This window comes from Buttiauxella brennerae ATCC 51605 (assembly GCF_001654925.1).
Taxonomy (GTDB): Bacteria; Pseudomonadota; Gammaproteobacteria; order Enterobacterales; family Enterobacteriaceae; genus Buttiauxella; species Buttiauxella brennerae.
The window spans coordinates 182,339-204,201 of sequence record NZ_LXER01000020.1; the positions used below are offsets into that span (position 1 = coordinate 182,339).

The 21,863-nt window shown below is 50.9% G+C and carries 24 protein-coding genes; 5 read left to right on the top strand and 19 right to left on the bottom strand.

Features of this window, described 5'->3' with window-relative positions:
- Positions 1-30 precede the first annotated feature (30 nt).
- From yfcD to yfcF, 3 genes are read right to left on the bottom strand one after another with little or no spacing between them, the layout of a single operon-like run.
- The gene (gene yfcD / locus M975_RS12695; RefSeq protein ID WP_064559925.1) at positions 31-576 is read right to left on the bottom strand and encodes an NUDIX hydrolase YfcD; all 546 of its coding nucleotides are present in this window, start codon (positions 574-576) and stop codon (positions 31-33) included.
- A gap of 57 nt (positions 577-633) precedes the next feature.
- A complete protein-coding gene (gene yfcE / locus M975_RS12700; RefSeq protein ID WP_064559927.1) occupies positions 634-1,185 on the bottom strand; it encodes a phosphodiesterase in 552 nt (183 codons plus the stop codon).
- A gap of 56 nt (positions 1,186-1,241) precedes the next feature.
- Positions 1,242-1,886, bottom strand: a complete 645-nt coding sequence (yfcF, locus tag M975_RS12705) for a glutathione transferase (protein WP_064559929.1) — start codon at positions 1,884-1,886, stop codon at positions 1,242-1,244.
- A 151-nt stretch (positions 1,887-2,037) separates the two neighbouring features.
- Between yfcF and yfcG the strand changes: the two genes are divergently transcribed.
- From yfcG to M975_RS12720, 3 genes are all read left to right on the top strand, one after another.
- Entirely contained in the window at positions 2,038-2,667 is a 630-nt protein-coding gene (gene yfcG / locus M975_RS12710) for a GSH-dependent disulfide bond oxidoreductase (RefSeq protein ID WP_064559930.1), read from the top strand.
- A 91-nt stretch (positions 2,668-2,758) separates the two neighbouring features.
- Positions 2,759-3,127 (top strand): dihydroneopterin triphosphate 2'-epimerase, encoded by a 369-nt coding sequence (gene folX / locus M975_RS12715; protein WP_064559931.1) that lies wholly within the window; start codon positions 2,759-2,761, stop codon positions 3,125-3,127.
- 22 nt (positions 3,128-3,149) lie between these two features.
- Positions 3,150-4,043, top strand: coding sequence for a TIGR01777 family oxidoreductase (locus M975_RS12720; RefSeq protein WP_064559932.1), 894 nt, complete (start codon positions 3,150-3,152; stop codon positions 4,041-4,043).
- A 60-nt stretch (positions 4,044-4,103) separates the two neighbouring features.
- On the opposite strand, the gene hisP is transcribed toward M975_RS12720, so the two are convergent.
- From hisP to pdxB, 15 genes are all read right to left on the bottom strand, one after another.
- On the bottom strand, positions 4,104-4,877 hold the full coding sequence (gene hisP / locus M975_RS12725) for a histidine ABC transporter ATP-binding protein HisP (RefSeq protein ID WP_064560078.1): 774 nt from the start codon (positions 4,875-4,877) through the stop codon (positions 4,104-4,106).
- Positions 4,878-4,887: 10 nt separating this feature from the next.
- Positions 4,888-5,604, bottom strand: a complete 717-nt coding sequence (locus tag M975_RS12730; RefSeq protein WP_064559933.1) for an ABC transporter permease — start codon at positions 5,602-5,604, stop codon at positions 4,888-4,890.
- On the bottom strand, positions 5,601-6,287 hold the full coding sequence (locus tag M975_RS12735; RefSeq protein WP_064559935.1) for a histidine ABC transporter permease HisQ: 687 nt from the start codon (positions 6,285-6,287) through the stop codon (positions 5,601-5,603). The genes M975_RS12730 and M975_RS12735 overlap by 4 nt, the downstream gene beginning before the upstream one ends.
- 74 nt (positions 6,288-6,361) lie before the next feature.
- Positions 6,362-7,144: a histidine ABC transporter substrate-binding protein HisJ gene (gene hisJ / locus M975_RS12740; RefSeq protein ID WP_034458847.1), complete on the bottom strand. Its 783-nt coding sequence runs from the start codon at positions 7,142-7,144 to the stop codon at positions 6,362-6,364.
- A gap of 297 nt (positions 7,145-7,441) precedes the next feature.
- Positions 7,442-8,224, bottom strand: coding sequence for a lysine/arginine/ornithine ABC transporter substrate-binding protein ArgT (argT, locus tag M975_RS12745; protein ID WP_064559937.1), 783 nt, complete (start codon positions 8,222-8,224; stop codon positions 7,442-7,444).
- 297 nt (positions 8,225-8,521) lie between these two features.
- Positions 8,522-9,091, bottom strand: coding sequence for a UbiX family flavin prenyltransferase (locus tag M975_RS12750; RefSeq protein WP_064559939.1), 570 nt, complete (start codon positions 9,089-9,091; stop codon positions 8,522-8,524).
- A 144-nt stretch (positions 9,092-9,235) separates the two neighbouring features.
- Positions 9,236-10,753, bottom strand: a complete 1,518-nt coding sequence (purF, locus tag M975_RS12755) for an amidophosphoribosyltransferase (RefSeq protein ID WP_064559941.1) — start codon at positions 10,751-10,753, stop codon at positions 9,236-9,238.
- A gap of 91 nt (positions 10,754-10,844) precedes the next feature.
- On the bottom strand, positions 10,845-11,333 hold the full coding sequence (cvpA, locus tag M975_RS12760; RefSeq protein WP_034458856.1) for a colicin V production protein: 489 nt from the start codon (positions 11,331-11,333) through the stop codon (positions 10,845-10,847).
- Between the two features lie 167 nt (positions 11,334-11,500).
- Positions 11,501-12,229, bottom strand: coding sequence for a cell division protein DedD (gene dedD / locus M975_RS12765; protein ID WP_064559942.1), 729 nt, complete (start codon positions 12,227-12,229; stop codon positions 11,501-11,503).
- Positions 12,219-13,487: a bifunctional tetrahydrofolate synthase/dihydrofolate synthase gene (gene folC, locus M975_RS12770; RefSeq protein WP_064559944.1), complete on the bottom strand. Its 1,269-nt coding sequence runs from the start codon at positions 13,485-13,487 to the stop codon at positions 12,219-12,221. The genes dedD and folC overlap by 11 nt, the downstream gene beginning before the upstream one ends.
- A 68-nt stretch (positions 13,488-13,555) precedes the next feature.
- Entirely contained in the window at positions 13,556-14,476 is a 921-nt protein-coding gene (gene accD / locus M975_RS12775) for an acetyl-CoA carboxylase, carboxyltransferase subunit beta (protein ID WP_064559946.1), read from the bottom strand.
- A gap of 138 nt (positions 14,477-14,614) precedes the next feature.
- Positions 14,615-15,274: a DedA family protein gene (locus M975_RS12780; RefSeq protein ID WP_064559948.1), complete on the bottom strand. Its 660-nt coding sequence runs from the start codon at positions 15,272-15,274 to the stop codon at positions 14,615-14,617.
- A 25-nt stretch (positions 15,275-15,299) separates the two neighbouring features.
- Complete coding sequence (truA, locus tag M975_RS12785; RefSeq protein ID WP_064559950.1) at positions 15,300-16,124, bottom strand: tRNA pseudouridine(38-40) synthase TruA; 825 nt, start codon at positions 16,122-16,124, stop codon at positions 15,300-15,302.
- A complete protein-coding gene (locus M975_RS12790) occupies positions 16,124-17,137 on the bottom strand; it encodes an aspartate-semialdehyde dehydrogenase (RefSeq protein ID WP_064559952.1) in 1,014 nt (337 codons plus the stop codon). The genes truA and M975_RS12790 overlap by 1 nt, the downstream gene beginning before the upstream one ends.
- 68 nt (positions 17,138-17,205) lie before the next feature.
- A complete protein-coding gene (pdxB, locus tag M975_RS12795; RefSeq protein ID WP_064559954.1) occupies positions 17,206-18,342 on the bottom strand; it encodes a 4-phosphoerythronate dehydrogenase PdxB in 1,137 nt (378 codons plus the stop codon).
- 101 nt (positions 18,343-18,443) lie between these two features.
- Between pdxB and flk the strand changes: the two genes are divergently transcribed.
- Positions 18,444-19,445 (top strand): flagella biosynthesis regulator Flk, encoded by a 1,002-nt coding sequence (flk, locus tag M975_RS12800; protein ID WP_064559956.1) that lies wholly within the window; start codon positions 18,444-18,446, stop codon positions 19,443-19,445.
- A gap of 42 nt (positions 19,446-19,487) precedes the next feature.
- Here the strand turns inward: flk and M975_RS12805 are convergent, their stop codons facing one another.
- Positions 19,488-20,918: a 6-phospho-beta-glucosidase gene (locus M975_RS12805; RefSeq protein ID WP_064559957.1), complete on the bottom strand. Its 1,431-nt coding sequence runs from the start codon at positions 20,916-20,918 to the stop codon at positions 19,488-19,490.
- 207 nt (positions 20,919-21,125) lie between these two features.
- Here M975_RS12805 and M975_RS12810 point away from each other — a divergent pair, with 207 nt between their 5' ends.
- On the top strand, positions 21,126-21,863 hold the full coding sequence (locus M975_RS12810) for a GntR family transcriptional regulator (RefSeq protein WP_064559959.1): 738 nt from the start codon (positions 21,126-21,128) through the stop codon (positions 21,861-21,863).

A 21,863-nucleotide genomic window follows, 5' to 3' on the forward strand; every position in this document is an offset into this window, starting at 1 on the left:
ATTCTCCGGGGCGGGCTGACGCGAGATGAATTACTCAGTCGCAGCAGCGTGCTGAGATTCATTCTTCGCATTGCGGGTCATCCACAACGCCAGTGCTTTAAGAGAGTCCGGCGTAAAGTCGTCACAGCGGGCTGTAATCTCTTCCGGCGACATCCAGCATACTTCGCTGACTTCTTCTTCCTGCAACGCAAACGGGCCATGAGAAACGCAGCTAAACAGGCTTCCCCATACGCGGCAGTTGGTGTCCTCAAAGTAGAACTGACCATGCTCGGCTAATGGCACACCGGCAATACCCAACTCCTCTTCAGCTTCACGACGTGCTGAGTCCAGCAGTTGCTCATCAGCCTGGACTACGCCACCAGCGGTAGCATCCAGCATGCCCGGCATAAAATCTTTAGTCTCGGTACGACGTTGCACCAAAATCTTACCCATGCCGTCATGCACAACGATATAAGTCGCGCGATGGCGCAAACGCTGCGCGCGCATTTGCTCGCGGCTTGCTTGCGCGATTACTTCATTGTCTTCATTGACAATATCTACCCATTCCATGCCAACAAAATGACTCTGTTCCGCCATTGGGGAAACCTTATTCAGGGCGCTCTTTGGCGCGTTAGATGTTCAACTCACGGTAAGTTACGGGGTAATCTCGACCTGTGCAATAACCCCAGTGTTATTCAGTGCGTGAACGCTCAGAACACCATCGTTTAGCATGCCATAACTCGCTTCAAAGCCGCCTTTAGGGATACTCACCGAGCCCGGATTAAAGAGATAGACCGTATCTTGCTTCTCAGCCAGTGGAAGATGAGTATGACCAAAAACCAAAACATCATTTTCTGCCAGCGGCGGCAATTTATCCGGGTTATACAGGTGACCGTGCGTCACAAACAAACGTTGGTCTGCCATCAGTATTTGCTGCCAGGGTGCCGTAATCGGAAAATGGAGCAGCATTTGGTCAACTTCGCTGTCACAGTTACCCCTTACCGCAATAATTCTGTCCGCAATGCTATTGAAGCGCTCAGCAACAGCGCCCGGATTGTAGCCCACCGGTAGCGCATTTCGCGGCCCATGATTCAGTATATCACCCAGTAATATCAGCCATTTAGCGCCACTGCGCTCAAAATGGGCCAGCACTTGCTCTGTAGCAGGTAACGAGCCGTGAATATCCGAGGCAAACATCAGCTTCATAAAGCCCTATTCCTGTTAATGATAAGCGGGATTATCATAGCGAATTATGGGGCTAATCAGCCAGAATGCTTTGCGGAAAGTGCCAGAAAACGCTGCACTGAAGCGCGCTGCCACTGGAAGGCTGCATACTCTTCAAGCCTTTCAGGGACTTTATCCCCATTGAGAATCAAGCGATTAAGCATCAACGCCAGATCGGTATCGGCAATCGACCATTCACCAAAAAGATTTTGCTGCCCGGCTGGTAACAGGTTTTCTACCGTTGCGATGAGTTTCTGAGCCGCGTTCTGCCCTTTATCGGTCAGTGGCGCTTTCTTCACGCCAGCGAACACCACATCGGTTGAGCGCTCTTCACGAATCGGCATTAAATCGCTGCGGATCCATGCCTGGATTTGCCGGGCACGGGCACGTTTTTCCAGGTCATGCGGATAAATGCGCTCCCAGGTCGGTGGTGCAAAACGGTCTTCAAGATATTCGGTAATGGCCGAGGATTCGCTCAGTAAAAAATCATCAACTTCTATAGCCGGGACGCGCCGCGTAAGAGAGTACCCTTTCCAGCCCGGTTGCTGGTTTTGCCCACTATTCAGATCAACCGTTTGCAGATTAAAACTCAGGCCTTTCTCTTTCAGAGCAACATACACGGACATGACGTACGGGCTAAAAAAATTCGCATCGGACCAAAGTGTTATTGTCGGCTGGCTCATAATATCCCCATCATTTCGTTTCCCAGGTTATTGAACATATAGTGGAAAATGGCATCTGTCACTTGAGCAAAAGTCATCTACCCGGCAAGTTTTTCAAAAAGTCTATACTCCATAGGTTTAAGAAAAATACTGCTATCAGGATGGGAATGACATGATTGATCTTTACTACGCACCGACACCAAACGGCCATAAAATCACGCTATTTCTGGAAGAGACGGGTCTGGAGTACGCCATTCATCGTATTGATATTGGCAAAGGAGATCAGTTTCAGCCTGCTTTTTTAGCGATTTCCCCGAACAATAAAATTCCGGCGATCATCGACCACCATCCCGTTGACGGCGGTGGCCCTTTGAGCTTGTTCGAATCAGGTGAAATCCTGCTTTATCTGGCAGAAAAGACCAATGAGTTATTAAGCAAAGACCTGCGCGAGCGCGCCCACACGTTGCAATGGCTATTCTGGCAAGTCGGTGGGTTTGGCCCGATGCTCGGGCAGAATCATCATTTTAACCACTTCGCCCCACAGCCCGTGCCGTATGCCATCGAACGTTACCAGGTTGAAACCCAACGTTTGTATGGCGTGCTCAATAAACAGCTCGAGAAAACCCCGTGGCTGGGCGGTAATGAATACAGCATTGCCGATATCGCCACTTATCCGTGGACCGTTTCACATGAGCGCCAGCGCATCAATCTGGCGCATTTCCCTGCCGTTCAAAACTGGTTTGAGCGAATCCGCTCGCGCCCGGCAACCGAACGCGCGTATGAAAAAGCGCAGCAAAACTAAACCTTGTGCGCCTGACCCCGGGCGCAATTTTTTTCCTCCTCTAATTTGGGTATAGTCTGGAAGGAAAATAACTAAATGGAGCACGCCTGCAATGTCATCCCCACAACCAGACGCGATTATCCGCATCAAAAATTTACGCCTGCGCACCTTCATTGGCATCAAGGAAGAAGAAATTGCCAATCGCCAGGATATTGTTATTAACGTCGCTATTCATTACCCGGCAGACAAAGCCCGCGCCAGTGAAGACATCAACGACGCGCTCAACTATCGCACTATCACCAAACAAATCATCCAGTTGGTCGAGAACCATCGCTTCTCATTACTGGAAAAATTAACTCAGGATGTGCTCGACATCGCATGCGACCATCCGTGGGTATCTTATGCTGAGGTAGAAATCGATAAACTTCACGCGCTGCGGTATGCCGACTCGGTATCAATGACCATGAGTTGGCGCAAGTAAGCGCAAACAACTGGAGACGAGCATGCAGATACTGATTACCGGCGGAACCGGCTTGATTGGCAGCCATCTGGTACCACGCTTGCTGGAATTAGGGCACGATGTCACGGTCGTCACCAGAAATCCCGACAAAGCGCGAACGCTTTTTGACCCCAAAGTCACATTCTGGAAAGGGTTGAACGACCGTCAGAATCTTGATGGGTTCGATGCGGTGATCAATCTTGCAGGCGAACCGATTGCCGACAAACGCTGGACCGAGTCGCAAAAACAGCGCTTGTGCCAAAGCCGCTGGCAAATCACCGAACGCCTGGTTGAGCTGTTTAAAGCTAGCCAGACGCCGCCATCAGTGCTTATATCCGGCTCAGCCGCCGGATATTACGGTGACCTCGGTGAAGTGGTTGTCAACGAAGATGAACCACCACACAATGAATTTACCCATAAGCTGTGCGCCCGTTGGGAGCAAATCGCCTGCGGTGCGCAAAGCGAGCAGACACGTGTCAGCCTGCTGCGTACCGGCGTAGTGTTAGCGCCCAAAGGCGGGATTCTGGCAAAACTGCTGCCGATATTCCGTTTAGGTCTGGGTGGGCCAATGGGTGACGGGCGGCAGTATCTGGCGTGGATTCATATCGACGATATGGTAAACGGTATTTTGTGGCTGTTGGATAACGACCTGCGTGGGCCGTTTAACATGGTTTCGCCCTATCCGGTTCGTAACGAACAGTTCTCTCATGCTCTCGGCCACGTCCTGAATCGCCCGGCATTTGTGCGAGCGCCTGCAACAGCCGTCAGATTGATGATGGGTGAATCATCGGTGTTGGTATTGGGCGGGCAACGCGCGTTGCCTAAGCGGCTTGAAGAGTCCGGGTTTGGTTTCCGTTGGTATGACCTTGAAGAAGCATTGGGGGATCTGGTGCGGTAACAAATGCCCTCATCCCGGCCTTCTCCCCCAGGATAAGGAGAAAGCCAGGGAGAGGGGAAATTACTTCAGCGAACCCGACAAGAACTGCTGCAGACGGGCGCTTTTCGGGTTACCAAACAACTCTTCTGGCGTGCCCTCTTCTTCGATTAAACCCTGATGCAAGAAAATCACATGGTTTGAAACGTGGCGCGCAAAATCCATCTCGTGCGTGACCACCACCATGGTTTTCCCCTCTTCGGCGAGTTTCTGCATAATACGCAGCACTTCACCTACCAGTTCAGGGTCGAGCGCAGAAGTTGGCTCATCGAACAGTAACACTTCGGGCTCCATCGCCAGTGCGCGGGCGATGGAGACACGCTGCTGCTGACCACCAGAAAGATGCACAGGATATTTCACCTGCTGGCGCTCGTCGATACCCACTTTCGCCAGATACTTAATCGCACGCTCTTTCGCTTCTTGTTTGCTCAGGCCCAGCACCTGAATCGGCGCTTCCATCACGTTTTCCAGCACCGTCATGTGACTCCACAAGTTGAAATGCTGGAATACCATCGTCAGACGTGTGCGCAGTAAGCGGAGTTGGTTTTTGTCGGCGACTTTCAATTGCCCGTCGGTATCGCGCACCAGGTTAATATTCTGGTTATTGACGACAATCGTCCCTTCACTCGGTTTTTCGAGGAAGTTAATGCAACGCAAAAAAGTACTTTTGCCTGAACCTGATGAACCAATAATACTTATCACATCGCCCGCATTGGCTTGTAGAGAAACCCCTTTCAGCACTTCATGTTGGCCATAACGCTTATGCAGGTCGGTAACGCTTAATTTTTTATCAGTCATCATTGAACACTCAATGTGTTGAGCTTGGTTTAATATGCTGCAACCAGCGTTGCTCAGCCTTGCGGAACAATCTAATCAGCACATAAGAAATACACAGATACAGCACTGCTGCAATCCCAAAAGCGGTAAACGGCTGGTAGGTGGCAGAGTTGATATCACGGGCGATCTTCAGGAGATCCGGCACCGTGGCGGTAAACGCCAGTGCTGTGGAGTGCAGCATCAAAATCACTTCGTTGCTGTACGCAGGCAGTGCGATACGCAGCGCTGAAGGCAAAATAATGCAGCGATACATTTTGAATGGCGAGAAACCATATGCGCGCCCGGCTTCAATTTCACCATGCGGTACAGCACGGATAGCCCCGGCAAAAATTTCGGTGGTGTACGCACAAGTATTCAGCGTCAGCGCGAGGACAGTACAGTTCAGGCCGCTGCGGAAAAACTCATTGAGCAGCACAGTGCCTTTTACCACTTCCAGCGTGTACATGCCGGAGTAGAACACCAGCAACTGCACATACAGCGGCGTGCCACGGAAAATATAGGTAAACAGCCAGATTGGGAAGGCGATAAATTTGTTGCTTGAGACGCGGCCAATGGCCAGAAACAGCGCCATAATCCCGCCCATCACCACCGAGGAAATCAACAGCCACAGCGTGATAGCCACCCCGGTGAAGCGATAGCCGTCAGTCCACAGTAACGCTTTCCAGTATTCGTGGAAAATTTCCATCATAGCTCAGCCCTCTTCACGCCAACCGAGTAACGGCGTTCAAGCCAGAGCAATACACCATTCGATACCGTGGTAAAGAACAGGTAAATGATCCCGGCAACAATCGCAAAGTAGAACGGCTGCCAGGTGCTTTTCCCGGCGAGCTGCGTGGCTTTCACCACATCTTCCAGCCCTAACAAAGAGACCAGCGCGGTAGCTTTTAAAATGACCTGCCAGTTATTCCCAATCCCAGGTAGCGCATAGCGCATCATGGCAGGGAAGAGAATGCGGCGGAAAGTTTGTGAACCGGTAAAACCAAAGGCCGTCGCGGCTTCAATATGCCCTCTCGGAACCGCCATAAAAGCACCGCGGAAAGTTTCGGTAAAATAGGCACCATAGATAAAACCGAGCGTAATGATACCGGCGACCATGGGGTCGATATCAAACTGAGCGACGCCAAGCGAGTCGGTTAACACATTGAGCGCCATTTGCAGGCCATAGAAAATCAGCAGCATCAGCACCAGATCGGGCACACCACGAATCAGCGTGGTATAACCTTCAAACAGCATGGCTAACGGGCGATTTTTGGATAATTTGGCACCAGCGCCCGCCAGGCCAATAATAACGGCGAGGATAACGGAGCTTAGCGCCAGTTCCAGCGTGACGATCGCCCCTTTAAAAATGACTTCTGAAAAACCGTACAGCATGGTGCGTATCCTGTCGTCAGTGTCTGCACAAACTTAACCTGCCCGTGTTGGGCAGGTTTAACCACTGGTGACTGTTAACCACCGTAAACATCGAAGTCGAAGTATTTCTTCGCTAACTTCTCGTAAGTTCCATCTTTACGCATTTCAGCAAATGCTTTGTTCAGTGCTTCGCGTAACTCGGTATCGTCTTTACGCAGACCCATACCGGTGCCAACGCCAAACAGTTTGTCATCTTTAACTGATGGGCCACCGAACTGGTAATTTGCGCCAACAGGCTGTTTCAGGAAGCCTTCGCTCGCGGCCACTTCATCCTGGAATGCGGCGTCAATTCGGCCAGCAGTTAGGTCAGCATAAATGGAGTCCTGGCCCTGGTAAGAAACAATTTCGATGCCTTTCGGCGCCCAGTGCTCATTACCGTAAGTTTCTTGTGTGGTACCTTGCAGAACACCGACACGCTTACCTTTCAGAGACTGGAGGGTTGGTTGAATCGGTGAACCTTTCGCAACCACTAAACGCGAATCCGCAGCGTAGAGTTTGTCGGTGAAGGCGATTTCTTGCTGGCGTTTTTCAGTAATGGAAAGCGACGACATAATCGCGTCAATTTTTTTCGCTTTCAACGAGGGGATCAGCGCATCCAGTGGGTTTTCCACGAAGGTACAGTTAGTTTCGATGCGTTTGCAGAGCTCTTTTGCCAAATCGATATCAAAACCGACTAATTCGCCTTGAGCGTTTTTCGACTCAAACGGCGCGTAAGTTGGGTCAGTGCCAATACGTACATTTTTCGGAATAGCGGCGAAAGCTGTGGAAACACTGGAAAATGCCAGTACCAAAGAAAGAGCAATGATCTGCTTGTTCATAATTATCCTCGAGTAGACCGTATATTTTGCGCGATTGCTTTTCAACCGGATAAAATTGCATGTTTCATGCCAATTTATGCATACCAATATAGTGTTTTTTCAGCCAGATGGCGCGACCTGTTTCAGCATCACTTTCACTTGAAAAACACGTCACACCAATAGGATGCAAGCAAAGCACTATTTTGGTGCATTAGCGATAAATTGCACTACAGCAGTGCAAAAAGCTAAGGGTTAGATTGCAATTCTATTCAGCCCGGCCATGGTGGCCATAACCGGGCTACAGACTACGGGATAAACTTATTCACCGTAAACATTAAAATCGAAGTACTTCTTAGCAAATTTGTCGTAAGTACCGTCTTTACGCATTTCTGCCAGCGCTTTATCAAAGGCAGCTTTCAGCTCCACATCGTCTTTACGCAAGCCAATACCGGTGCCATCACCAAAGTACTGTTTGTTTTTAACCGATGGGCCGGCGAACTCATAACCTTTACCAGCAGGCAGTTTCAGGAAGCCTTCGCTTGCCGCGGTCTCATCCTGGAATGCAGCATCCAGGCGGCCAGCAGCCAGATCGGAATAGATTAAGTCCTGGTTAGCATAAGGCACCACATCGACACCTTTGGTACGCCATTCAGCATTGGCATACGCTTCTTGCGTAGAGCCTTGCAACACACCGATATGCTTGCCTTTGAGGGAATCAAGAGTCGGCTTAACCGGGGAGCCTTTAACGGCAATCAGGCGTGAATCAGCAGCGTAAAGTTTGTCTGAGAAGGCAATCTCTTTCTGGCGCTTTTCGGTGATGGAAAGCGAAGAGATGATACCGTCGATTTTCTTCGCTTTAAGCGAAGGAATCAGCGCATCAAAGTCGCTTCCAACCCATGTACATTTAGTATTGATGCGTTTACACAACTCATTGCCAAGATCGATATCGAAACCAACAAAATCCCCTTTCGCGTCTTTAGATGAGAACGGTGCATAGGTGGCGTCCGTACCAAGACGAATGCTCTGCGGAATGGCTGCGAAAACGCTGGCAGTGGCACTCAGGCCAAGCAGTAATGACAGAGCAAGAACTTGCTTTTTCATACATAAACCTCAAGGTGGCTGATCTTATTATGTGTAATGTCGTGTTGTGTTTGTTTTGTGTTGCAGACCAGAGTTGCAGTTCCCATGCCACTTTTTCCTGCGTGAAAGAAAGTGCGTGGTTTTGGTGTTAAATAAAAGTTACAACTCTGTCACGAGATTGAAAGATAGCAGGTCTGGTATGAGGGAAAAGCATTAACGGAGGAAAATAGCGGATAAATGTTCTGGAAGTGATCGAGGTTACAAAACCGCCCCATTTTGAGGCGCAGCGTTTTGTGATGCACCACACTGGCGCACTATTTATGCACCCTTCCAACGGGTGAATAAATCCTGGGGTAGTTCAATATCAAACTGGTCGAGTACCCGGTTGACCGTCTGGTCGATAATATCCTGCACGCTTTGCGGGCGATGATAAAACGCCGGCATTGGCGGCATAATCACAGCGCCCAGTTCAGCGGCTTGCGTCATTAAACGCAAATGACCAAGGTGAAGCGGCGTTTCACGCACACAAAGCACCAGCGGACGGCGCTCTTTCAGCACCACATCTGCCGCACGCGTCAGCAGGCCATCGGTATAGCTGTGGACAATGCCAGAAAGGGTTTTGATTGAGCAGGGTAATATCACCATGCCGTGCGTCTTAAAAGAGCCTGAAGAGAGGCTGGCGGCGATATCGCGGGCATCATGAACCACATCGGCCAGAGCCTGAACTTCACGCAGGGAAATATCGGTTTCTAAGGCGAGCGTCTGGCGAGCAGCGTTGCTAAGGATGAGGTGAGTTTCAATATCAGGTAATTGTTGCAGCACCTGAAGCAGTCGCACACCGTAAGTTGCGCCACTGGCACCTGAAATCCCAACAATTAGCCGTTTCATCGCTTTCACCCGTAGAGAAATATCTGGGCTGACTTTGCCGCAAGATGGGACGGGATGCAAGGATAGATACCCTCACCCCGAAGGGTGAGGGATAAAATCTGCGAGTCCCCTCTCCTTCAAGGAGAGGGTCAGGCGAGGATGGCTTTAACCCTCGTTGTGCATTTCTAAGTTTTCAACTTCGTTCAGGCGTTGAATCGCTTTCGAATCGTCATTACGCAGCGACTCAAGATACTCAAGGTATTCGTGGTCCACATCTTTGGTCACGTAGATACCGTTAAACACCGAGCATTCAAACTGTGTAATGTCCGGGTTCTCAACACGAACGGCTTCAATCAGATCGTCCAGATCCTGGAAAATCAAACCATCAGCACCAATCAACTGACGAATTTCGTCAACTTCGCGGCCGTGAGCAATCAGTTCGTTTGCGCTTGGCATGTCGATGCCATACACGTTCGGGAAACGAATCTCAGGCGCTGCAGAAGCCAGATAAACTTTCTTCGCACCAGCTTCACGCGCCATCTCGATAATCTGTTCGGATGTCGTACCGCGCACGATGGAGTCATCCACCAGCAGCACGTTCTTATCGCGGAACTCAGCGCGGTTAGCATTGAGTTTACGGCGCACAGACTTACGGCGCAGCTGTTGGCCCGGCATGATAAAGGTACGGCCAACATAGCGGTTTTTCACGAAGCCCTGGCGATATGGCTTATCGAGAATCCGGGCGATTTCCAGCGCAATATCGCAGGAAGTTTCTGGGATCGGGATAACCACGTCGATGTCCAGATCGTCCCACTCACGGGCAATTTTCTCACCGAGTTTCTTGCCCATCTCAACGCGTGCGCTGTAGACGGAAATTTTATCGATGAAAGAGTCCGGGCGCGCAAAGTAGACGTACTCGAACAAGCAAGGGTTGCTGGTCGGGTTATCGGCGCACTGGCGAGTGAACAACTGGCCTTTCTCGGTGATATACACCGCTTCACCCGGCGCGATATCGCGCAGGAATTCAAAGCCCAGCGTATCAAGCGCCACGCTTTCAGAAGCCACCATGTATTCGGTACGGCCATCATTCAAATCACGTTTGCCCATCACCAACGGACGGATACCGTTCGGGTCGCGGAAGGCAACCATACCGTGGCCGATGATCATCGCAACGCAAGCATAAGCACCACGAATCTGGCGGTTAGTCGCGGCAATGGCGGCAAAAATGTTGTCTGCTTCCAGCGGATAGTTGCGGAAGTTATCCAGCTCGCTGGCGAAGATATTGAGCAGAATTTCGGAGTCAGAGGTGGTGTTAATGTGACGACGCTTTTCTTCGAACAGCTTCTGGCGCAATTCGTGGGCGTTGGTCAAATTACCATTGTGTGCAAGAGTAATGCCGTACGGGGAGTTTACATAGAAAGGTTGGGCTTCAGAGGCGCTGGAACTGCCTGCTGTTGGGTAGCGCACATGGCCAATCCCCATGTTTCCCTGCAAGCGTTGCATGTGAATGGCACCAAACACATCGCTCACCAGGCCGTTTGCTTTACGCAGACGGAAACAGTTTAAAGCATCAATGGTGACGATGCCTGCGGCATCCTGGCCACGATGCTGGAGCACCGTTAACGCATCATAAATGGACTGGTTGACCGGCATAAAACCGGCGATACCGACAATACCGCACATGTTGTCTTTTCCTCATCGTGAGTCTGTTTTTCTGGCGTAATATGAAAATAAAACAGCCAGAAAAATCAGACTCTAAGCCATAACCCCCGCCCTAAGGCCGGGGCAAGAAACTTGACGAGCTTTGCAGATAGTCAAAGAACCATCTGATGATGAAACTGAATTGCGGGATAAGCTGCGACTTTTGCCAGTCGTCACTCTTCGAAAAACCAGTGAACGTATCAAGAAAGAACAGAATGGCGGCGACGATCAGCGCTCCACGTAAAGCACCGAAACAAATCCCCAACACCCTGTCTGTACCCGACAGGCCGGTTTTCTCAACCAGTGCGCTAATCACATAATTGACTATTGCACCGACAATGAGTGTCGCGATAAAGAGTATCGCGATAGCTATTCCATTACGTACCAGTTCATCTTCAAAGCCTGTGAACCAGACTGACAGGTAAGTGTAGTAATGACTGGCGACAAAGAAAGCACAACCCCAGGTCACCAGCGATAACGCTTCACGCACAAACCCACGAATAACACTAATCAGAGCCGAAAATCCGATGACCGCAATAATGGCGTAATCTATCCAGACCATGAACAAATCTCACGACAAATCGCCCTGACGTCCAGTTCGGGGCGCATTCTAACAGAAAAAGAAAACGTTTGCGTAGGGATTTCCTTCCCTCGCGTAAATAAATAATGGCGTTGAAAAAATGCTCAACGCCATTAAAAACTTGCCCTAAATCCCGCCGCTCTGCAGGTTTATCTGGTCGTATAATTCATCACAACACCATTCAGACCTGAGATTGAACTCAGCTCCCCTAAAGACGATTTCAGTTTGTCTTTGGAAGCATCCGGTCCCACCAGAATTCGGGTCACTTTACCCTGCACTGGCGTAGACGGTGCTGTGTAAACACGGAACCCGGCACCGCGCAGTTTACCAACAATTTCATTCACTTTGTCGGCATTTTTCAACGCACCCAGTTGGACAACATAGGCTTGCCCGGTTGGTGCTTTCTCTGCGGTTTCCTGCTTAGCGGGCTTCTGCGGTGCAGACGGCTCTTCATTCATCATCGCCAGGCGTTCTTCGGTTTGATCAACCGCCGCATTGCTTTGCGGTCTTTCGGCTGGCTTAGGTTTTGGCTTCTCCGCCACAGGTTTCGGCTTAGGCTGCTCACGACTGACCGGCACTTCATCAATGCCCGCACTGCCGTCACCAGGAAGAGAAGCAATATCCAGCCCCGGTGCAGCAGCAGCCCCCGCTCTTACCTCTTCAGCAGCCCCTTCAGGAGGCTGCGAAGGCAGCGCCTGAGTCGCGGCAGGCAACATATCGGGCTCATTGGTATCACCCGGTTTGGGAACCAGAGGAATGGCTGCAAACTCATCCTGGTAATGCTTTTTCTGACCATCAAGCAGCCCCGGGAGGATAATGACCCCCAGTGCGACCAGAATGATGGTTCCGACTAATCTATTTTGAAACTTACTCGCCACCAGCTCTCTCCGCGTCCAGCGCTTCCATTACATGGGCTACTGTATGAAACGAACCACACACCAGCACGGTATCATTTTCGGTCGCTGCGTTCATTGCAGCATGCCAGGCTTGTGCAACACTGCCATAGACTTCGCCATGGCCGAGATGTTCAATCAGTTGCTCGGCCGTTGCACCGCGTGGCCCTTCTAACGGAGCACAATACCAGCTATCAACCTGTGGCGACAAACATGCCAGCGTACCGGCAATGTCTTTATCATGCAGCATACCGATGACAGCCAGCACTCGCCCGCGTTTTGGTAACTGAGCAATTCGCCCGGCAAGGTACGCTGCCGCATGAGGATTATGCGCCACGTCGAGGATAACCAACGGTGCCTGCGAAATAACCTGGAATCGTCCAGGCAGCGTCGCTTCCCCAATCCCTTGAATAATAGCGTCGTTGCTGACATTTAGCTGGCTTACACGCAACGCGGCCAATGCGGTAGCCGCATTTGGCTGTGGAACTAACGGCAGAGGCAGCTCGTTGAGTTCACCCTGAGCGTCTTTAAAGCTCCAGCTGTTCTCAGCCACTTGATAAGACCAGTCAACACCACGGCGCAGCAACTGAGCACCCTTTTCAGCCGCCACATCAGCAATGGTCTGCGGCATATCTGGCTCGCCCACGACAGCAGGCTTTCCACCACGGAAGACGCCTGCTTTTTCACGCCCGATACTTTCACGGTCAGGCCCCAGCCAGTCGGTGTGATCAAGCGCGATACTGGTGACCACCGCCACATCCGCATCAACAATATTCGTCGCATCCAGGCGCCCGCCCAGACCGACTTCGAGAATAACCACATCGACTGCGAGCTGCTTAAACAACAACAGAGCAGACAACGTGCTGTACTCAAAATAGGTCAGTGATGTCTCACCACGTGCTGCTTCAATCTGGGCAAATGCCGCGGTGTGGTACGCCTCATCCAGCTCTTCGCTTTGCACGCGTACACGCTCGGTGTAACGCACCAGATGCGGCGAACTGTATACACCGACGCTATAACCTGCCGCCATCAACACCTTTTCCAGGGTGCGACAAGTTGTGCCTTTGCCGTTTGTCCCCGCGACAGTAAATACCGTCGGCGCAGGTTTGAGTACATCGAGCGTCGTGGCAACTTTTTTGACACGGTCAAGGCCAAGCTCAATGGTTTTAGAATGGAGGTTTTCCAGATAACAAAGCCACGTGGCCAGGGGCGACGTGGCTTGAGGAGTTTGAGTTTTTTCCATGATGCCCGCTCTACGCTACGGTTCAAGAAAAAAGGCAGTTCCGCGAGCGGCCCTGCCTTTGTTGACTATCAGGCCTCGTGACCTTCTTCCGGTGCGGCCGGAACCACAAGCGGTTCAAGCGGTGCTTCCGGATTCGGCGCGGGTTGATTTGTCAGTTTTGCCAGAATGCTTGCCAACTTCAGGCGCATTTCCGGGCGGCGTACGATCATGTCGATCGCGCCTTTTTCGATCAGGAACTCACTGCGCTGGAAGCCCGTCGGCAGTTTTTCACGAACGGTCTGTTCGATAACACGCGGGCCTGCAAAGCCGATCAACGCTTTTGGCTCAGCAATGTTCAGATCGCCCAGCATTGCGAAGCTTGCTGAAACGCCACCCATGGTGGGGTCAGTCAGAACCGAAATATACGGCAGACCACGTTCCTGCATTTTCGCCAGTGCAGCACTGGTTTTTGCCATCTGCATCAGCGACATCAGCGCTTCTTGCATACGTGCACCGCCAGAGGCGGAGAAACAGATCATCGGGCAGCTGTCTTCCAGAGCTTGTTCTACGGCACGAACAAAACGCGCACCAACAACAGAACCCATAGAACCGCCCATAAAGGCAAACTCAAACGCCACAGCGACAACTGGCATGTTATAGAGTGTGCCTTTCATGACCACCAGCGCGTCTTTCTCGCCGGTTTCTTTCTGGGCAGATGCCAGACGGTCTTTGTATTTTTTAGAGTCTTTAAACTTGAGAATATCTTTTGGCTCAAGCTCACTACCCAACTCAAACAGCGAACCTTCATCTAGCAGGGTATGCAGACGATCGCGCGCAGACATGCGCATGTGGTGATCGCATTTTGGGCAGACTTCGAGATTGCGTTCCAGTTCGGCACGGTACAGAACCTGGCCACAGCTGTCGCACTTAGTCCACACCCCTTCAGGGATACTCGCCTTACGGGTAGGGGTGATATTGCTCTTATTGAGAATTCGTTCAATCCAGCTCATTGATGACCTTTCTGCTTGAACCTGGTCGATGCCAGTTTTTCTGTGGCAGAACTAGCTGCCCCAGACCATAAATGGTGCTCATTAAAACATAACGGCCCGCGACTTTGGATAAAAAAGTGGTCGAACCGCGCGATGGAGTTACTTTTGCTGACGTGCCGCTGCACGTTTGTGGCGAATAACTTCGATTACGCCAGGCAGAATCGACAGCACAATAATCGCCACAATCAGCAATTTCAGGTTTTCCTGCACAATCGGGAAATTACCGAACAGGTAACCTGCGTAGGTGAATAACAGTACCCACAGCAGTGCGCCAACCACGTTATAAATCGCAAAGTGGCGATAAGACATGTGTCCCATCCCGGCGACAAACGGTGCAAAAGTACGGACGATCGGCACGAAGCGCGCGAGGATAATCGTTTTTCCACCATGACGCTCGTAAAAAGCGTGTGTTTTATCAAGATAACTACGGCGGAAGATTTTTGAATTTGGATTGCTGAACAGTTTTTCGCCAAACAGCCGCCCGATAGTGTAGTTGAGCGCATCGCCAACAATAGCCGCGATGACCATTAAAATCACCATCGTGTGAACGTTCAGGTCGTTAGTTGGCAATGCCGCCAGCGCACCGGCAACAAACAGCAACGAATCACCCGGCAGGAACGGTGTGACCACAAGCCCTGTTTCACAGAACAAAATCAAAAACAGAATGGCATAAACCCAGATACCATACTGCGCAACCAACTCCGCTAAATGCACATCAATGTGCAAAATAAAATCAATAATGAAGCGGATAAATTCCATAGTTATCTACCTTTCAAGACTGGCGTCAGTCTGCCAAAAAAAGAGGTCCCATTGGGGGTTTAGGCAACGCAAAATTTTCAGGGTAATCAACAGAAACTAAGTACAAGCCTTCTGCTTTACCGGTCGCAGCTGCAAGCTTGCGGTCTTTCGCCGCCAGCAATTGGGCCATCCAGTTCTCTTCCTGGTTGCCACAACCGATTTCCATCAGGCTGCCGACAATGTTTCGCACCATGTGATGCACAAACGCATTGGCTTTGATATCCACCACCACATATGAGCCATAGCGCGTGACGGTGATGTGCATCAGATTGCGCCACGGTGTGCGCGACTGGCATTGCACAGCACGGAACGACGTAAAATCGTTCTCACCCAGCAAACATTGCGCGGCACGATGCATGCGATCGGCATCCAGCGGGTGATAAAAATGCGTCACCCCCTGCCCCATCACTGCAGGACGCAGCCGCTCGTTATAGATGACATAACGATAACGACGCGCCGTAGCACTGAATCGCGCGTGAAAATCTTCGGGCACAGCTTTAACCCAACGCACGGCAATGTCACCAGGCAAATTCGCATTTGCACCGAGCGTCCAAGCTGCATCTTTACGCTGCGCGCGCGTTTCAAAGTGCACAACCTGACCGGTGGCGTGAACGCCTGCGTCGGTGCGACCGGCGCAGAACACGCTTATCGGCTCATCTGCCACTTTAGAGAGCGCTTTTTCAAGCTTCTCCTGCACGCTGCGCACTTCGTTCTGGCGCTGCCAGCCGTAATATTTGCTGCCATCGTATTCGATGCCGAGTGCAATCTTGTGGAGTGGGCTTGTTGAAATAACAGGCAACTCTTCGGACATTAGTACATATACTCCTGCACTAATTTTTCAGCCGTTTTCACCGCCATCAGCGCCCCGCCGAAACGTACGTTATCTGCCACTGACCAGAACTGAATCTGCTCAGGCATGCCGTAATCGTTATGGATACAACCGATAGAAAGATGATCGCTGCCGGAGGCATCAGAAACCTGAGTCGGGAACTGCCCTTCTTCGGAAATCTCGATATCTTCAAACTGGCCAAACGCATCACGTGCTTCTTCCGCAGCCAGTGGGCGCATTGCTTCGAAGTTGACCATTTGTGCGTGCCCGTAAAATACCGGTGCCTGCACCATGCTGACCGAAATCATCACACCTTCGTCTTGCAGCACTTTACGGACTTCATTCACCAGGCGGCGCGCAGCAGCAACACTGCCTTCAGCATCCGGCACCAGCGGCAACATGTTAAAGGCCAACTGGCGACCAAACAGGTCAGCTTCTTCGATTGGCAAACCATTAAGCAAGCGTGCACTCTGCCCTGCTAGCGCATCTACCGCACTTTTCCCACGGCCAGAAGCGGCCAGCAAGTTAGTCACCTGAATACGCGATAAACCACCTTGTTCGATAAGCGGCTTGAGCGAGGTCAACAACTGGCTGGTCAGGCTGTCAGCAACAGCAACCACGTTGCGATTGCGATATTCACCCAGCACAAAAGGATTCACATCAGGCACAACCAGCGGTACATCGTGTTCCATGGCGAACAGGCCGCTGGAATCAATCACCAGGCAACCAGCGTTGGTGGCATCTTCGATATAACGCGCAGAGGCTTCAGCACCTGCAACGAAAAACGCCAGCTGAACCTGAGTCCAGTCAAATGATTCAGCATCCTGAACCATGATGGTTTTGCCTTCATAACGAATATTTTCACCGGCGCTTTCATTGCGCGCCAGGCCATACAATTCACCAACCGGGAACTGGCGCTCGGCAAGCAGTTCAATCACAGCTGCGCCTACGGCACCCGTGGCACCTAAAACGGCAATATTCCAGCCTTCAGACATGTTGGTTTACTCCAGACTTAAATAGCAGATCTCCCCGGCGGTAACACCGGGAAGATGAGAAGGATTTGTTAACGTACGGCGTGATGGATGGCGCCAAAACCGAGCTTTTGCAGCATCGCTGCGGCCGATTCATCATCACACTGAATATAGAGCGATGACCATTCACGGCGTTCCAGATAGTTTTTGCGTAACTTGTCAAACTCACCCGGGATCCCCGCCACTTTACGCAGCGGTGCGTCATCGCGGCGCACATCATACACCAGATGAACCAGTCTTTTGAGTGTCGCCTGATCAAGAGGGCCGTGCAGCGTGATGCGTCCAAACTCTGGTGCCGGAAGCAAAGTGTCTAAAGCCACTTGTTGCTTCTGACCAATAAACTCGCTGAATGCTTCAAACACTTGCGTCGTGCCGCGTGCTTTGCCTTCTAACGTGTAACCCGCAATGTGTGCAGTACCGATATCGACACGGTCCAACAGCGCCACGTTAAGCTCAGGTTCCGGCTCCCAGACATCCAGCACCACACTCAGTTCCTGGCCATTCTCAAGGCATTTCAGCAACGCTGCATTATCGACTACCGGGCCACGGCAAGCGTTAATCAGAATGGTGCCAGGCTTGAGGGCAGAAATGAGTTTTTCATCGGCGAGGTGCAGGGATTTGTACGGGCCGTCTTTAAACAGCGGCGTATGGAACGTCAGCACATCCGCTTCGCGAACAACCTGTTCGAGTGAAACGAAATCGCCTTCGTCACCCCGATCGGCGCGAGGAGGGTCACAAAGTAGTGTACGAACGCCGAAGGCTTCCAGGCGAGCCTGCAAACGTGAGCCAACATTACCCACACCGATAATGCCCACGGTACGCTCAGTCAGTTTGAAGCCGTCGCGCTCAGCTAACATTAACAACGACGAAAAGACGTACTCGACAACCGCGATGGCGTTACAGCCAGGTGCTGCTGAAAATGCGATGCCTGCACGCTCAAGGTAGTTTTCGTCAACGTGGTCTGTGCCCGCCGTTGCCGTACCGACAAATTTTACGCCTTTGCCACCCAGTAAATCTTCATTTATTTTGGTGACCGAACGAACCATTAATGCATCTGCATCAGCCAATTTCGCGACCGGAATTGGGCGCCCAGGAACGGCAGTCACATCGCCGAGGCGACTGAACAATTCACGTGCATAGGGCATATTTTCGTCAACGAGGATTTTCACGTTACTCTACCTGTCTGTTAATCGTCGAGAATAAGCCTGATAGTGTGCCATAATCTTGCGGCCTGGCATACTTGAGCCGGGGACGACAAAGGATTCCGACTATGCAACCCATTCAGGGGGCAACAGCACGCCCTCCGGGGGAACCACCCTCCACACCTTCAGCGGCAGGCGAATTTCCGCTTTCCACTCAGCAACGTACCGTTCTGGAACGTTTGATCACGCGTCTTGTTGCGCTCAGTCAGCAGCAAAGCGCCGAAGTGTGGGCGGGGCTCAAGCATGACCTGGGGCTAAAAAGTGAAACGCCTTTATTGTCGCGTCACTTCCCCGCGGCTGAACAAAATCTCAATCAGCGCCTTAGTAATGCCCAAACCACCCATGCGACGCGCCAGGTCGTTCAGCAGTTAAGCGAACTGCTGCCGCAAGGCAATAATCGCCAGGCCGTAAGCGATTATATTCGCCAGCAGTTTGGCCATTCGGCACTCAGCCAGCTCACACCTGAGCAATTAAAAAGCGTATTGACGCTGCTGCAAAATAACCAGTTGGCGATCCCGCAGCCGCAGCAACGCCCGGCAACCGATCGCCCGCTGCTCCCTGCTGAACATCATTCATTGAATAACCAGGTCGCCAAACTGACCGCCGCGACGGGCGAGTCTGGAAAGTTAATCTGGCAATCTATGCTTGAACTCAGTGGCGTGAAAACTGGCGAGCTGATCCCGGCTAAACATTTCGCGTTGCTGACCACCTGGTTGCAGGCTCGCCAGACGTTAAGCCAGCAGACAGCACCCACGTTGCAAACCATTCAGGCCGCGCTCAAGCAGCCTCTGGAACCCGCAGAGTGGAAAGAGATAACCGATTACTCACAGCTGCGTTTTCAGGCCACGCCGCAGACGTTGCTGACTAGCACGCAGGTGCAGGATATTTTAAACCAGGTGTTTTTAAAACGCGTGGAACGTTCATCTGGCACGCCAGAAGCACGTCATCTGCAGCCTATTGCCAGCCCGTTCGCCCCGATGATTGAGGCAATGAACTCGCTCAGCGCACGCCCGGGGTTAATGTTAGTGGCGCTATTAGTGGCGCTGGCGATTATCTGGATAGTGATTTAACCCTTTCCCCGTCCAGGTGGGCGGGGATTTTGTTGGCAGGAATTACAGGTTATTGCCGTTGTTTTTGATCACGTCCTGATACCAGAAGAAAGACTTCTTCTTCGATCTTTCCAGCGTGCCATTGCCTTCGTTATCTTTATCGACGTAGATCATGCCGTAGCGTTTTTTCATCTCGCCCGTACCCGCAGAAACCAGATCGATACAGCCCCACGGGGTGTATCCCATCAGATCCACGCCATCTTCGATCACCGCTTTTTTCATTTCACGAATATGATCGTGCATGTAATCAATGCGATATTGATCGTTAACGGTTCCGTCTGCCTCTTTTTGATCGATAGCACCAAAGCCATTTTCAACAATAAACATCGGCAACTGGTAACGATCATAGAAATAGTTGAGTGAATAACGCAGCCCTACCGGGTCAATTTGCCAGCCCCAGTCAGACGCTTTTACATACGGGTTGTTTACCAGACTTTTGGTTTCGTCGTAATCCAGCGTCGGGTTGTCTTCCGTCGCTTTGGTGGCAAACGACATGTAGTAACTAAAACCAATATAGTCGACACAGCCACGGGTCAGAATTTGCTTATCCTCATCGGTAATATCGAGGTTAAACGCTTTCTGCTTGAAGTAATTGAGAATGTGCTGCGGGTAATAACCACGCACGTGAACGTCGGTGAACCAGTAGCGACGGTGCATCGCACGGACCGACATCATCATGTCGTCCGGCGCACAGGTTAGCGGGTAAATTGGACACATCGCTATCATGCAGCCAATCTGCAAATCAGGGTTAATTGCATGGCCGGCTTCAACCGCCAGTGAGCTGGCAACTAACTCGTAATGCGCCGCCTGGTACATGATTTTTTCGCGGTCTTCGCCCGGCTTATAATGCAGACCCGAGTTGGTAAACGGCGCAAAATCTTCATGGAAGTTTGCCTGATTGTTGATTTCATTAAACGTCATCCAGTATTTCACTTTCTTCTGATAACGTTCAAAAACCACAGTGGCAAAGCGGATAAAGAAGTCGATAACTTTACGGTTACGCCAGCCACCGTATTCAGTGACCAGATGATACGGCATCTCGAAATGCGAGAGCGTAATCACAGGTTCGATATTGTATTTCAGGCATTCATCAAACAGGTCGTCATAAAATTGCAGCCCAGCTTCGTTCGGTTGCTGCTCATCGCCATTGGGGAAAATACGCGTCCAGGCGATGGAAGTACGGAAGCATTTAAAGCCCATTTCAGCAAAGAGCTTAATATCGTCTTTGTAGCGATGGTAGAAATCAATACCTTCATGGTTTGGATAATACTTACCTTCAATCACACCTTCGGTGATTTCACGCGGCACGCCATGACGACCTGCGGTCATGACATCGGCTACGCTGGCCCCTTTTCCACCCTCACGCCAGCCACCTTCCAACTGATGCGCAGCTACGGCGCCGCCCCAAAGAAAATCAGCTTTAAATCCAGTCATTCTTCACTCCTTAATTGAGGGAAAGGTCTTAAGAATCGTATTAACACCGGGTACTTTAATAATTGTTAATTTGCTTAACTTAAACGCCGATCACAGTAAGCAATGCCCAAGTTGTTCAAAAATACAGATGAAAGTGAACCTGTTGGTTTGAATTCAAGAGAATAAAGAGCAACCCTTTGTTTTAAAAAAGGTTAAAGAGGTTCAAAAGTGGTATACAAAAATATCGTTAACCTATTAAAAAAAAGAATCAACAGCCCGCTGTATAACATTGGCGATCTGCTTCCCTCGGAAAAAGAGCTGGCAGAACTGTACAGCGTTTCGCGCAATACGTTACGCAAGGCATTGAAGGAGCTAGAAAACGAAGGGTTAGTTGAGCGGCGACACGGTTCCGGCACCGTATTACGCAATAAACATTTCCAGGCGTCGCTCACGCATTTAGATAGCTTCACGGAAATTGCCCGTAACGAAGGGAAAATCCCCACCAGCCAAATCCTTAAATTTGAGTTGCAGGCAGCGTCAGAAGAGATTGCAAAAGGCTTACATCTCCAGTGTGGAGAACCGGTTTACTATGCAAAAAGGCTGCGATTTATCAATAACATCGCCATGCAACTCGAGGAAACCTGGCTCTCGGCGGCACGTTTCCCTGACCTGACCATCGCTCATATGAAGAAGTCGAAATTCTCGTATATAGAAAAAGAGTGCGGCGTAAAAATTGAAGGGTGTTATGAATCAATGTTACCGATTCTGCCTTCTGCTGAACTGGCGGCATTACTGCATATCAGTACCCAGGACCCGATTATCAAAATGCATACTCAAGCCATCGACGAGCAGCAAAACCCGATTGATTATTCGATTCTCTATACCAACATGTTCGAATTTCAGGTGAAGTATTATATCCCGCGCAAAGCGGCGTTAAGCCCCCTCACAGAGAGGGCTGCACAATAG

Coding starts and splice junctions, on each gene's coding strand:
- purF (WP_064559941.1), bottom strand. CDS start 10,753: ATGTGCGGTATTGTCGGTATCGCCGGTTTTATGCCGGTCAACCAGTCC.
- cvpA (WP_034458856.1), bottom strand. CDS start 11,333: ATGGTCTGGATAGATTACGCCATTATTGCGGTCATCGGATTTTCGGCT.
- yfcD (WP_064559925.1), bottom strand. CDS start 576: ATGGCGGAACAGAGTCATTTTGTTGGCATGGAATGGGTAGATATTGTC.
- folC (WP_064559944.1), bottom strand. CDS start 13,487: ATGGAAAAAACTCAAACTCCTCAAGCCACGTCGCCCCTGGCCACGTGG.
- M975_RS12730 (WP_064559933.1), bottom strand. CDS start 5,604: ATGATGGAAATTTTCCACGAATACTGGAAAGCGTTACTGTGGACTGAC.
- folX (WP_064559931.1), top strand. CDS start 2,759: ATGTCATCCCCACAACCAGACGCGATTATCCGCATCAAAAATTTACGC.
- M975_RS12720 (WP_064559932.1), top strand. CDS start 3,150: ATGCAGATACTGATTACCGGCGGAACCGGCTTGATTGGCAGCCATCTG.
- yfcE (WP_064559927.1), bottom strand. CDS start 1,185: ATGAAGCTGATGTTTGCCTCGGATATTCACGGCTCGTTACCTGCTACA.
- M975_RS12790 (WP_064559952.1), bottom strand. CDS start 17,137: ATGTCTGAAGGCTGGAATATTGCCGTTTTAGGTGCCACGGGTGCCGTA.
- argT (WP_064559937.1), bottom strand. CDS start 8,224: ATGAAAAAGCAAGTTCTTGCTCTGTCATTACTGCTTGGCCTGAGTGCC.
- hisP (WP_064560078.1), bottom strand. CDS start 4,877: ATGACTGATAAAAAATTAAGCGTTACCGACCTGCATAAGCGTTATGGC.
- M975_RS12780 (WP_064559948.1), bottom strand. CDS start 15,274: ATGGAATTTATCCGCTTCATTATTGATTTTATTTTGCACATTGATGTG.
- truA (WP_064559950.1), bottom strand. CDS start 16,124: ATGTCCGAAGAGTTGCCTGTTATTTCAACAAGCCCACTCCACAAGATT.
- M975_RS12735 (WP_064559935.1), bottom strand. CDS start 6,287: ATGCTGTACGGTTTTTCAGAAGTCATTTTTAAAGGGGCGATCGTCACG.
- flk (WP_064559956.1), top strand. CDS start 18,444: ATGCAACCCATTCAGGGGGCAACAGCACGCCCTCCGGGGGAACCACCC.
- M975_RS12805 (WP_064559957.1), bottom strand. CDS start 20,918: ATGACTGGATTTAAAGCTGATTTTCTTTGGGGCGGCGCCGTAGCTGCG.
- accD (WP_064559946.1), bottom strand. CDS start 14,476: ATGAGCTGGATTGAACGAATTCTCAATAAGAGCAATATCACCCCTACC.
- yfcG (WP_064559930.1), top strand. CDS start 2,038: ATGATTGATCTTTACTACGCACCGACACCAAACGGCCATAAAATCACG.
- M975_RS12750 (WP_064559939.1), bottom strand. CDS start 9,091: ATGAAACGGCTAATTGTTGGGATTTCAGGTGCCAGTGGCGCAACTTAC.
- hisJ (WP_034458847.1), bottom strand. CDS start 7,144: ATGAACAAGCAGATCATTGCTCTTTCTTTGGTACTGGCATTTTCCAGT.
- yfcF (WP_064559929.1), bottom strand. CDS start 1,886: ATGAGCCAGCCGACAATAACACTTTGGTCCGATGCGAATTTTTTTAGC.